At 34.5% G+C, this 12,809-nt stretch carries 10 protein-coding genes and 1 pseudogene; 1 reads left to right on the top strand and 10 read right to left on the bottom strand.

Features of this window, described 5'->3' with window-relative positions; translation table 11 throughout:
* Positions 1 to 18: 18 nt before the first annotated feature.
* The 9 genes from HALSA_RS01305 to tnpA all read right to left on the bottom strand — a co-directional run bounded on the left by HALSA_RS01305 (position 19) and on the right by tnpA (position 10,966).
* On the bottom strand, positions 19 to 1,089 hold the full coding sequence (locus HALSA_RS01305; protein ID WP_013404838.1) for an IS30 family transposase: 1,071 nt from the start codon (positions 1,087 to 1,089) through the stop codon (positions 19 to 21).
* Positions 1,090 to 1,338: 249 nt separating this feature from the next.
* Complete coding sequence (locus HALSA_RS01300) at positions 1,339 to 1,623, bottom strand: ArsR/SmtB family transcription factor (protein WP_420795042.1); 285 nt, start codon at positions 1,621 to 1,623, stop codon at positions 1,339 to 1,341.
* 48 nt (positions 1,624 to 1,671) lie between these two features.
* On the bottom strand, positions 1,672 to 3,492 hold the full coding sequence (locus HALSA_RS01295; RefSeq protein WP_013404836.1) for an ABC transporter ATP-binding protein: 1,821 nt from the start codon (positions 3,490 to 3,492) through the stop codon (positions 1,672 to 1,674).
* The gene (locus HALSA_RS01290; RefSeq protein ID WP_041595746.1) at positions 3,489 to 5,315 is read right to left on the bottom strand and encodes an ABC transporter ATP-binding protein; all 1,827 of its coding nucleotides are present in this window, start codon (positions 5,313 to 5,315) and stop codon (positions 3,489 to 3,491) included. Before HALSA_RS01290 ends, HALSA_RS01295 begins: the two co-directional genes overlap by 4 nt.
* 124 nt (positions 5,316 to 5,439) lie before the next feature.
* Positions 5,440 to 6,210: a sulfite exporter TauE/SafE family protein gene (locus tag HALSA_RS01285; protein ID WP_013404834.1), complete on the bottom strand. Its 771-nt coding sequence runs from the start codon at positions 6,208 to 6,210 to the stop codon at positions 5,440 to 5,442.
* Positions 6,211 to 6,420: 210 nt separating this feature from the next.
* Positions 6,421 to 7,968 (bottom strand): alpha/beta fold hydrolase, encoded by a 1,548-nt coding sequence (locus HALSA_RS12300; RefSeq protein ID WP_013404833.1) that lies wholly within the window; start codon positions 7,966 to 7,968, stop codon positions 6,421 to 6,423.
* Between the two features lie 157 nt (positions 7,969 to 8,125).
* Positions 8,126 to 9,664 carry a xylulokinase gene (locus HALSA_RS01275; protein WP_013404832.1) on the bottom strand — a complete coding sequence of 513 codons (1,539 nt, stop codon included), beginning with the start codon at positions 9,662 to 9,664 and terminating at the stop codon, positions 8,126 to 8,128.
* Positions 9,665 to 9,694: 30 nt separating this feature from the next.
* Positions 9,695 to 10,384: a deoxyribose-phosphate aldolase gene (deoC, locus tag HALSA_RS01270; protein ID WP_013404831.1), complete on the bottom strand. Its 690-nt coding sequence runs from the start codon at positions 10,382 to 10,384 to the stop codon at positions 9,695 to 9,697.
* A 321-nt stretch (positions 10,385 to 10,705) separates the two neighbouring features.
* Complete coding sequence (tnpA, locus tag HALSA_RS13290) at positions 10,706 to 10,966, bottom strand: IS200/IS605 family transposase (protein ID WP_041595879.1); 261 nt, start codon at positions 10,964 to 10,966, stop codon at positions 10,706 to 10,708.
* A 40-nt stretch (positions 10,967 to 11,006) separates the two neighbouring features.
* On the opposite strand from tnpA, the pseudogene HALSA_RS01255 reads away from it, so the two are divergent.
* Positions 11,007 to 12,261 (top strand): annotated as a pseudogene (locus tag HALSA_RS01255) (RNA-guided endonuclease InsQ/TnpB family protein).
* A gap of 355 nt (positions 12,262 to 12,616) precedes the next feature.
* Here HALSA_RS01255 and HALSA_RS01250 read toward each other — a convergent pair.
* The gene (locus tag HALSA_RS01250) at positions 12,617 to 12,799 is read right to left on the bottom strand and encodes a hypothetical protein (protein WP_013404830.1); all 183 of its coding nucleotides are present in this window, start codon (positions 12,797 to 12,799) and stop codon (positions 12,617 to 12,619) included.
* Positions 12,800 to 12,809 lie beyond the last annotated feature (10 nt).

The following is a 12,809-nucleotide window of genomic DNA, read 5'->3' as shown; positions in this document are numbered from 1 at the left end:
CCTGTACCTTCATTACTTCTAGACACTAAAGCTTAATTTCTCTTTAAATAATTTATCTGAGTTTTCATAGTTAAACATTTTTCTAGGATAAGTATTTATAAAATCCTGAATCTTTTTTATCAGTTTTCTCTTAATACCTTTAAAACTTGTGCCTTTAGGTAAAAATCTTCTGATAAACTTATTAGCTACTTCATTTGATCCCCTTTGCCAGCTACAGTATGCATCACAATAATACAAACTAGTTCTAGGTATACTGCTACCTGTATATGATTGTTCTATACCTTCATAATCTGCAAATTCTGAACCGTTGTCTGTAGTAATCGATTTAAATGTTTCCCTAAAATTAACAACCCCAAATCGTCTTTCTATACGATCAAGTCCTTTTACCACTGACTTTGCTTTTTTGTTTGGTATTTTTTCTATGATTTCCTGCCTAGTTTGTCTTTCTGTCAGCACTAGTAAGGCAGGTTCATCTTTTTGTTTTAACCCTTCTACTAAGTCCATCTCCCAATGCCCAAATTCCTCCCTGGTATCAGCTCCTTCAGGCCTATCTCTAATTGTACGACCTTCCTTACGCCTCGTAGTGCTTTCACTTTCTTTTGGTCTGTCTTTCCCAGTTTTATAATTACCATGTGGGAGATCGCTTCTGTCTATATTCAAAACACCTTTATCTATGTAATTATAGATTGTTTTCCAGTGTAATTGAATTTCAAATTTATCTGATTCTTCAATGTCTTTTGCCACTGCTGCAGGAGATCTTAATTCCTTGATTTTTTCTTCTATAAATTCTGCTAACTCTTTATTTTTATCGATTTTTAAATCAGGGCCTTTATTCGAATTATTAAATTCATATACTTTCTGTGCTATCTCTGGTACATATTCTTTTCTGGTTGTTCCATCACCATTATCAAGTTCTACCTCACCTTTTTTTATTTCTCGACTGATTGTTGTTCTATGGCAGTTTAATTCTTCGCCTATTTCAGTATAATTTTTTTCTTGGACATTATATAAATGTTTAATTAATTTGCGATCATCAAAATTCAGGTGTTTTCCTTTGCTTCGTTTTGTGTTACAATTACTTTGACACATATTCTGTACCTCCTAATGTTTTTGTCGCTATTAACATTATACAAAAGGTACAGGTATGTGTCTATTTTTTTATCTAATCACCGCGTGCATTTAATTATACAATTCAAATATTATTAAGATTATTTACTTAATAGTGATTATTGTACAATAAATTCGTTTGGAAATATCTAGCTAATCTTTGTTGAGTAAAAGAATTTGAGTTAGTCAAACTCATTAGTATATCAAAGATAATTTATATATTAATTCTCTTTATCTACTGTTTTTTTGGCTCAGTTCATATAAATACTGAGCTGCTTCTTTTAAACGCTCTTTTTGGACAGTATAATGAACAAAATAACCCTTTTTTTCACCAAGGACAAGACCAGTTTCTCTTAAAATTTTTAGCTGCTGAGAGACTGCTGATTCCGATATATCCAATCTTTTTGCCAGGGCCCTGACACAGAACCTTTTCTGCAAAAGCAATTCTATGATTTCCAGCCGTCTCTTATCTCCTAAAGCTTTAAGTAGCTCAATTATTTTCGCCAAAATTAACACCTCTTTCCTAGTTTCATATGTTATTTACTCCAAGCAGATTGTCATATTCTACTGACCATTTTTGAGCAACTGCTTATCTACCAGCTCTATATATATCTCATTTTCTTTCACAAGGTTTTCATGTTCTCCCACAGCAAGCAGTTTCCCTGCTTTAAGAACCCCGATTCTTTTTGCCTTCTTTAGGGTTGCAAAACGATGGGCAATTATTAAAACCGTTCTTCCTGCCAGAAGTTCATCCATAGCCTCCTGGATCAGCTTTTCTGTGTAAAGATCAACACTTGAAGTGGCTTCATCTAAAATCAATATTTCCGGGTCAACCAGCATTGCTCTGGCAAAAGAAAGCAGCTGTTTCTGGCCACCTGATAGTTTAACACCATTTTCACCAACCTCTGTCTGATACCCTTCAGGCATCTTTTGAATAAAATGATCGGCATTTATTTTCCTGCAAATTGCCTCCACCTCTGCTTGGGTTGCTTCTGGAGCAGCATAACGAATATTTTCTAAAATCGTAGTATCAAATAAGAATACGTTCTGCGGAACAACCGCAATTTTTTTGCGAAGAACGGCAAGTGGAATATCTTTGATATTGATTCCAGAAAGCAGTAGTTCACCTTGATCAACATCATAAAGGCGGGCTAATAACTTGGCCAGGGTGGATTTGCCGGCCCCTGTTTCACCTACCAGAGCAAAAACTTCCCCAGCTTTTATTTCGAGATTTAAATTATCGATTACCTTCTGCTTTTCATAGGCAAAACTAATAGCTTTGAATTTAATCTCAGGTTTAAATTCAGCTTTAATTTTTTCTCCAGCTGCTGTTGCGAATTCTCCCTGCTCTGCTTTCTGTAATTTATCATCGACTTTAAGATAACCGTTAATTCGATCGAGAGCTGCCCCAGCCGACTGATATGTATTATAGACCTGGCTTAAATCAGCTAAAGGAGCAAAAAATCTCCGCACATAAGCCATAAAGGCAATTATAATACCTAAAGATATTCTGCCGCTGATCACTGCTGCCCCACCTGCTGCAAGAACGATAGCCTCCCCTAAAACCTTTGCCAATTCCATCAAAGGAAAAAGCAGGGCAAAATAGGATGCTGCTGCCAGATTGGCCTTGAAATTTTTCCAGCTTAAATTTTTAAAATCACCTTCATTTTTAGCTTCCCTATTTAGTGCCTGGATCAACCTGATCCCGGATAAATTTTCTTCTACATCGGCATTCAACTCTGCCAGTTTCTGTCTGACATCACTATAAGCGCTGCGCATTCTCTTCCCGAGAAATCTAACAGAAAATAGTACAAAGGGAATAACTATAAAGCTAAGTAGAGCCAGCCTGTAATCTAAATAAAGCATCACGATTACAATCCCACTGATCGTAAAGAAGTCATTGAGCAGATGAATAAAGCCTGTAGATAAAAGGTCAGTCAGTTCATTTACATCATGGGTTACAGTAGACATGACATTACCTGTACTTTCTTTTGTGTAAAAACGCATCGAAAGATCCTGAAGATGCTGATAGAGATCTTCTCTGATCTCAGCTATAACATGCTGACCGATATAACTCGCTAAATATGTCTGATGATAGGAAAAAAGCCAGTAGACAAGATAAGATAAAACGATCAAAAGCGCAATTAAATTTAAACCTCCCAAATCTCCCTGTGCGATATAGTCATCTACTGCTACTTTTGATAAATAAGGAGCGGCTAGAGAGGCCAGACTAACCATCAGCATTGCCAGTACTGCAAAGATAATTTTTAGCTTATATGCTTTTAAATAGGAAAAAAAGAATTTAATCGTTTGTTTATCCAATTCCTGCAGCGAAAATTCTTTTTCACCTTCAGAAGTCATTCTTCTCCCAAATCCACCTCTCATTTTAAACCACCTCCCTTACCTTCTTTTCCTTGTCCACTTTTTTGGCTTTTTTCAATATTTTTCAAATCATTATTGTCCTCATTAGCTGAATCACTTCTTAAGCTGCTTTCTAATTTATTAAAGTAGGAATCCTGAGACTTCAGCTCCTGATAACTACCTGACTCTATTATTTCCCCATCTTTAATTACAATAATCTTATCTGCCATTCTTACCGTCCAGAGCCTGTGGGCGATGATAAAGCTTGTTCTGTCTTCTAAAACCTTATCTAGGGCTTGATTAAGTTTTTCTTCTGTAGCAGCATCGATGCTGGAAGTTGGCTCATCCAAAATCAACAGTGAAGGCTTAGTCAATAATACCCGGGCAATAGCAAGCCGCTGCTTCTGACCACCGGAGAGGCTGACACCTCTTTCTCCAACCGGAGTTTCATATCCTAAAGGCAGTGACTCTATAAAATCATCAATCTGGGCCACCTGAGCAGCCTTTTTGATCTCATCAAAACTGGCTTCAGGTCTACCATAAGAAATATTTTCTCTGATTGAAGCAGCAAATAAGAAGCTCTTCTGCATCACTATTCCGATCTCCCGCCTCAGTGAGTCAAGCTTAAGCTCTCTGATATCATGACCATCGATTAATAATTGCCCCTGATCTGGATCATAAAACCGAGGTAAAAGATGGAGCAGGGTTGTTTTCCCGGCTCCTGTAGGACCAACTACAGCGATCGTCTCCTTGGCTTTAACCTTCAAATTAATATTTTTTAAGACTTCTTTTCCCTTTTGGTAGGAAAAGCTCAGATCTTTATATTCTACCTCACCATTAATCTTATCTAATTCCAGTGGTTTTTCAGCTTCTTTAACATCAGATTCACGATCTAAAACCTCGAATATTCTTTCTGCTGCCGCTGAAGCCTGACTGCCAAAACTTATTAACATCCCGGTCTGTCTAACCGGACGCAAGAGCATAGAAATATAGCTGATAAAAGCTGCTAAAATACCCAGAGATATCTGATCGGTAATTACCAGCCTACCTCCATACCAGATTACTGCTGCTGTACCAAGCCCCATAAAGAAATTAACATAGGGCATCCAGAAAGCAGAAACCTTTGCTGCTTCAAGATTGATATTAAGATATTTTTGATTTTCCTTTTTAAATTTTTCAAATTCATAATCTTCTCTACCAAAAAGTTTGATTACCTCGATCCCGATAAAACTTTCTCTGATCATACCGGTCAGTCTGCCAAAACTTTTGCGTACTATTTTAAACATCGGTCTTACCCTTCTGGCATAAACGGTTATTCCTAAAATCATTAAAGGCAGCATTAAGAGATAAATTAAACCAAGCCTGTAATCCCAGGAATAACTGATAAAAAAAATGGCTGCTATAGTCAAAAGATTGGCGGTAATAAATGTACTGCCCCGGTTTATAAACTTCCTTAAAGTATCTGCATCTGCTGTCAGCCTGGACATCAGATCACCTGTTTCAGAACTATCAAAAAAAGAAAAAGAAAGACTGTTTAAGTGCTGATATAATTCGACCCTGAGATCATGAATAATATTTTGAGCTATGTATTCTGCAAAATAACTTTTGATGAAATCAAAAATTCCTTTAATTAAGATCACAAAAACCATCAGTGCTGCAGCAATAAAAAGTTTAGTTAATTCTCCCTGAGCTATGTATTCATCTATCCCCTGTCTGATAAAAAGTGGAGGTACTAAACCCAGCAAAGTCGAAATAATAACTGCTGCTGCAGTAATGAATAGTTTTTTCTGATGGTTGAATGCATAACTAATAATTCTCAATACTGTATTCTCCTGATTTTTATTCATTTTCTCACCCCAATTTAATTAAGTATATGCTAAATTAAATTATACTTTACTTAATCAAATTTGTCAAAAAAAAGCTCCTCAAAATGAGGAGATCTGATTAATTATTATGCTGATCAGGAAATCTTTAATTTAAAATAACTACCAGACCCAGAAAAATAAAAGCAGTACCTATAGCTTTAGACAATTTCTTTTCGGAGGCTCCATTGGCAAAAGCTGCTGCGGTTAAAGCACCCAAAAAAGCAGCGGAACCACTTAAAATTAATTCAAGATAGGGAAAATGCTGTTCAACTATAAAATGACTTGCTGAACCAAAAAAGGCGGTAAAGGCCATAATTAAAACAGAAGTTCCAATTGCAATATGAGTTTTATAATCTAAAACAAAGGTTAAAACTATTAAGATCATTACTCCACCACCGGCACCAAAAACACCTGTCATTAAACCAATTAATGTTCCAAATAAAATGGAAGAAAATCTTGTTCTTTCTCTAAAAAAATTTAAATCAAATTTATTCTTGAATTCTTCTACTCGCTGATTGATAGGCTTTCTGGTAAACGAAATCCCTGTCAGCAAAATTATCACCCCGGTCATACCACCTAAAGTAGTGGAATTCATACCACCCGAGAACCAGCTGCCAATAATCGCAGCTGTTACCGCACTGATAGCTATTAAAAGTCCTCCCTTGATATTTATATTACCATGAGACTTATATGTATAAGCAGAAACTGAAGAAGCAACTACATCAGTAGCAAGACTAATTCCAATAGCTGAGTAGGGATCATAGCCTAAAAAGGTCACTAAAAAGGGTGTTACAATAACTACTGCCGAAGCGCCCACTAATCCGGTTACCACTCCAGCTCCAAAACCTGCAATAAGTATAATAAAAATTTCTAACATCTTGAAAAAATCACTCCTATTTATTTATAATATATAAATATTATAGAATAAAAATAATTTTAAAACAAGTAAAAAATAACATCTTTCGGCTAAATATTCACTGAAACACTTTAATAATTCAAAAAAAAATAAGCCCAGGAAGACCTGAGCTCATCTTATTATATATTAGAATTGTCATTCGAACATTTAACCATCAAATAAGCTATAAGCTTACAATCTTTCGTCCATCCAATCAATCATATCTTCAAATACTTCATATTTCTCTTTTCTTTCATTCAGTATTTCATGATAAGCATCTGGATACATTTTTATTTCCTTGTCATTAGAAGCAATTCCTTCATAGAACCACTCAGAGAATTCTTTAGGTACAATCCTATCATCCGCCCCATGTAAAATCAAAGCAGGATATTCATATTCCTCGATATGATCACTCAAATAACCTCCCAGTTCAACTCTATATTCATGCAACAACTTGTTTGCAAATTGATTTAGATTAAGAGGGTCAGCACTATATTGAGCTCTAATGGCAGCATCTCTACAAATTGTATCCGCTAACTCATTAGGAATCATTTCGGTGGCTTTTTCACCCTCGAAAGGAGACTGCTCTTCACTATCACGATATTCTACAAACTGATCCTGGTATTTTACTGCAGCTCCTGTAAAAAGTTGTCCATCTAATTGATCTGGATATTTCATTCCATAGGAAGCAACTATTCTTCCCCCCATGCTGTGACCCAACATAAAGATTTTTTGGTCAGGATAATCTTCTTTGATCATATTCACAATTATATTTGGATCATCTAAATACTCATTAAAATCTTCCACATAACCATCTACAGCTCGTCCATTAATTACCGTTTTTTCTGTTTTCCCATGCCCCTTGTTATCAAGCCTATAAACTCCATATCCTGCTTGATTCAATTTTTCAGTTGTATAATTATATCTGCCAAGATGTTCAGCTAACCCGTGAACTATAACTACTATACCATTAAGTTCTCCATCAACATCAACATTTTTTGTATAATATGTTTGTAAATCCGGATTAGATGAAGTTATATATTCATCCTCAACAACACTTAAATTAATATCGTTGCTTGCAAGCCCCTGGGCGTTATTTATTACCTCTGGTTTAGCTTGTATTTTAATTGCTCTAGCTTTTGAAGCGGTGCCAATAAAATCAATTGTAACCTTGGTATCGCTATTTCTAATTATTCTATTTACAGTTAAGCCTGTATCGTTTGTATCTATTTCCCAGTTAGATAAATCAGTCACCACTTCTTCATCTTCATATGTGTTTTCCAGACCAGATATTTCTGATAATTCAACTACTAAACTTACTCCAGAATCACCTTTTGATATAGTAGTAGGAGTAGGAGTTACAATAATTGGTTCTCTTCTTTGCAAAATAATATCCTTACCTGTCACATTTTGATTCACAACTTCAAATTGTAGAGTGGTTTCATCATAGTATCCATCCAAACTTACTGTAATATTATAGTCTTCACCAGGTTCTACTGAAGGAATATTGTAACTTCCATCTGCTGAAGGATGAACTGGTTCTCCTACTTCAGCTCCATCTTTTGTTAATTGAACTGTAGCTTCGCTTAAATCAGCTGTTCCTTCATAAAGCGATATCTCCCCACTTATACTCATCCTATTTGCATTAGCAGAAGCCTCATTCATTCCCCCACTAAAAATAATAACAACAGTCAGCAAAGTAATAAGTATCTTCAGACTTAATAATTGTTTTTCTCTCATGAAAATACCCCTTTCTAATTTGTGTTAATATTTTTATTTTTTGCAATTATTCCAATATTATTTATATTTATTATAAATGGTGCATTAAATGCTGTCAAGTGAACTAAAACAACACTACAACAGAGAAAGCTAGCTAAAATATTTTAATAGAGAAAACTTAAAGTTCTAATGGTATTAACATATCTCCCAATTCAGATTGATAGACTGCTGCTTTTTTGTAAATGCTTAAAAGTTTATTATATTTTTTCACATTTTCTAAAATAGGGGGAACTTCTTCTGAAATATCGTGAACTTCATCAATTTTATCGAAGTTTTTCCAGAGTCCAGTTCCAACTGCAGCTACTGCTGCTGCTCCTAAAGCAGCTGCCTGCTGGTCAATATTTGATTTGATAATTTTCATCTCATATACATCAGCATATATTTGCCGCCAGAGTGGACTTTTACTGCCCCCACCAACTAATAGGATTTCATCATGGATATCTGTCATTCCTCTTAATTTGTTCAGACAAAGTCTTAAACCCAGGGAAATACCTTCCATAGAAGACCTTAAAATATCTGCCCGAGTATGTTTTAAGTCAAGACCTATAAAAGCACCTCTTATATTAGGACTTTTGTCCATCGGCATGCCACCACCTAAACTGGGGTTAAAAAGTAGTTTATTCGCTCCAACAGGTGAAGTTGATGCCTCTTCATCTATTAAATCATATACATTTATATTTTCTTTTTCGGCTCTATTTATAAGATCTTTTGCCATATTATTTTTTACCCATTCAAAACTAGTTCCAGCAGACGCAATAGCTAATGCGGAGGCAAACATACCGGGAACAACATGAGCAAAAACATATGGTCTGGAATTAGCTTCCAATAAGGGCTCACTTGAAGAAACCGCTATCCAGGAAGAAGAACCCAATGAGTTATAGATTCGTCCTTCTTTATAAGCTAGAGCACCTAAAGCCATACAGGAATTATCAACTCCACCAGCAACAACTTTTGTTGTTTCATTAAGCCCGATTTCTTCAGCAACTTCTTTTTTGATTGTTCCAATTACTTCTGTTGAAGGAACAATTTCAGGGAATATAGAAGGTGGTAAATTACTGGCTTCTATTAACTCATTCTCATATGTTCCTTCTTTTAAGTTGTATACTCCTGAGCCAGATGCATAAGATTGATCTGTCACGATCTTCCCTGTTAATTTATAATTTATATAATCTTTTGTTCCGATTATTTTGTCTATTTTTTTATACATTTCAGGTTCATTATCTCTATACCACATAATTTTAAAAACGGAATATAACTGTGGACTAAAACCATTTCCGGTGATATTGTACCATTTGCTTTCATCATATCTTTCAAAAAATTTATCAGCCTGTTTAACAGCCCGTCCATCTGACCAAATAGGTGTGTTTTCTCTTAACAATTCTCCTTCTTTGTTCACAGGAACTACCCCTAAGCTATGACCTGAAATACCACAGGCTACAATTTCATCTTTATCAACATTTTCTTTATCTAATAACCTTTTTGTACTTTTAACTACAGCCTGCCACCAATCATTAGGCTTTTGTTCATGCCAGCCATGATGTGGATAGCTTGTCTCATAAGATTGATAGGTTTCCTCCAAACAATTACCGTCAATATCATAAAGTGAGGTTTTGTTTCCACCAGTTCCTAAGTCCCAGGCGATAATTTTTTTTGACATTTGTATCCTCCTTTTATTATGGTTGTTTGACTAGATTTCAATCCCATCAGGAAAATATTTTTTGAATTGCTCTACAATTTTCGGTCCTCTGCTTACACCAAAACGACGCACACCTAGTTTATACATTTCAATTAATGTATAGATATCCCTTATACCACCTGCTGCTTTGATCTTAGTATCTTCATCAATAGCTTCAGCAATTAAATTAATATCAAAGAGGTTTGTATCTCTTCCCCCATAGCCAGTACCGGTTTTAACATATTCTACACCGGCTTTACAGCCGATTCTGGTACCTTCTTTGATTTCCTCGGGAGTAAGATAAGATACTTCCAAAATTACCTTTAAGGGTTTTGGTGCTATTAGCTCTACCATTTGCTTTAGTTCATTATATACATATTCATACTTTCCAGATTTCAAAGCACCAATGTTTATTACGGTATCCAGTTCATCCACTCCTAACCCAAGTGCTTCTTCACATTCCTGTAGTTTAGATTTAGTGGTCGTAGTCCCAAAAGGAAAGCCTATCCCTGTCCCCAGTTTTACTGAACTATTTTTAAGTTCTTTTTTTGCTATGGGCAGGTTTGCTGGCAGCACAAATGCAGCGATAAAATCATATTCGTTTACCTCCTTGCAAAATTCTATGATCTCTTTTTCTGTCACATAGGGATCAAGTTTACTCTGATCAATCATTTGAGCAATATTATCAACCGTAATTTTCATGCTAATCTCCCCTTTTAAATAATACTTATATTTATAGGATTATATAAAGGCGAAAAATAACCTGCAAAAAATGAATATATATTTAGATTTAAATTCTCTATTACTATATCAGAATATGCCACTCAAGCATTCAAAAATTGATAGTATTATATTTAACTTCATAAACTTGAAAAAAATGTTAACTAAAGGTGCTAAAGAACAATTTGAAAAATCTATCCCACTAGGACGTTATGGCAAGAATGAAGAAATGGCAGATCTTGCTTTATCTAAAACTGCCAAGAAAACCCCATCCAAGCTATGCATTGGGTGGAGATGAATTGGCTATTTATTCTGATTTTCAATATACTTTTTAATTGTCTCAATAGTAGCACCACCAGTAGACAAAATGCAGTAGCTTCTAGACCAAAAAGCAGGTTTCCAATAATATTTTTTCAGATGGTGTTCATATTGCTTTTTGATAAGTCTTGAAGATACAGTTTTTAATATATTAACTAACTTAGATAATTGTACCTGAGATGGAGTTTCAAAGAGGATATGCACATGATCTTTTTCTCCTCCATTTTTTCTTTTACAAGCAAACATATGTATGATATAATTATAGTAGGATGGAGGTGAAAAATCAATGCGATTATCATTTAAATTCAAGCCTAAATTAAGCCATAAGCAATTAGTAATAATTAATGAATTAGCCTGGCATTGCTCTAAATTATATAATATAGTCAATTATCAGATTAAAAATAATAAAGATGTAAAAGTTGTCTATACTGAATTAGAAACTAGATATAAAAATAACTGGCATAATGACTACCTTCACTCCCATAACAGACAGCAGGCATTAAAGCAGTTAGCTCAGGACTGGAAAAGTTTTTTTAATTCTCTCAAAGATTATAAAAAGAATCCTCAAAAATATAAGGGTCAGCCAGGACCACCTAATTTTAAACATATGAACAGCAATCCCTGTGAAATAATTTTTACCAATTTAGCTGTTAGAATTAGAGATAACAAATTACTCTTATCCTTATCTAAAAAGATACAATCTAAATATAATGTGAAAAGCTCTTAATTTGAGCTGCCTGAAAGCAGTTCAAAGCATTATAGATTTAGATGCTGTCCAGCAGATAAAGATAAAGCAGGACCGTATTTCTAAAAGATGGTATCTACTAATCATCTATAAAACCGAGGAAATAAAAGAAAATAATAACCCTAACATAATGGCAGTTGATTTAGGCCTTGATAATTTGGCTACTTTAACATTTAAAAACAATTCTGATTGTTATATTATCAATGGTAAAACTATTAAATCCAAAAATTCTTATTTTAATAAAGAAATTGCCAGACTACAAAGCATTAGAATGAGGCAGTTAGCTACCAGTAAAATTAGAGATACTAAACGAATAAAATATCTGAGATTAAAGAGAAGAAATTATATTAGAGATTATCTCCATAAAGCTAGTTGCAAAATAGTTGATTTAGCAATTGAAAATCAAGTAGAAACTATTGTAATTGGAGATATAAAAAATATTAAACAATGCAGCAAACTTAAATCTTTTGTCCAAATACCAATCCAGAGATTAAAAAAATTAATTGAATACAAAGCTAAACTAAAAGGTATCAAAGTTGTTGAAATTGATGAAAGCTATACTTCTGGGTGTAGTTCAGTAGATCTGGAAAAAATAAATAAAAGTAACTATGATAAATCCAGAAGAATTGCTAGAGGTCTCTTTAAAACTAACGAGGGCCTATTAATTAATGCTGATCAGAATGGTAGTTTTAATATACTTCGTAAATACCATAACGATAAATGTATTCTCAGACCTATCAAAGAGGCGAGAGATAATGGATTTGTGGACAATCCTTCAAGATTAAGGGTATCCTAAACTATTAGGAGCAAAACTTAAAAGCCAAACATCTTGTAAACTGACCTAGTAATATAGGTTGAACTTTAATCTATATGAAGCAGTTAGAAGCTCCATCCGACGCGAAGCTAGCATCTCTTTTGATGCAAATCTTGGTTTTGATTTAGGTGGAGAGGTTCACAACTGAAGCAAAACATGTAATTGATGGTGGAATGACAGTTTAATATAAGCTCCCCTATGCGTCAGCATTAATAATGCTGGCGTTTATTATTTTAATCACCGTAGGCTATCAACTGCATTTCAGTTTGTCCTGCAGAAAAATTATAAAATTTAATGCAGAAACCTCCCGTAAAAAGCGGGAGGTCTCTGCTATTTATTAAGGGTTAATGATCCAGACTGTTAAATTTGGTGAAGATTCACCTTCGGAAGTTGCATTATTTTTTGGAACTGCTATAACTGATTCTGTAATTGTAATGTCTTTTTCAGAAGCAACTGCAATATTAAATGCTAGAACAAAAATAACTCCTAATATAACAATCATAATTTTGCTTGGTTTCATTGCCCCCGTG

It is taken from the genome of Halanaerobium hydrogeniformans (genome assembly GCF_000166415.1).
Classification (GTDB): domain Bacteria; phylum Bacillota; class Halanaerobiia; order Halanaerobiales; family Halanaerobiaceae; genus Halanaerobium; species Halanaerobium hydrogeniformans.
The sequence above is the reverse complement of the archived record's forward strand: the minus strand, read 5'-3'. Positions and strand labels throughout refer to the sequence as shown.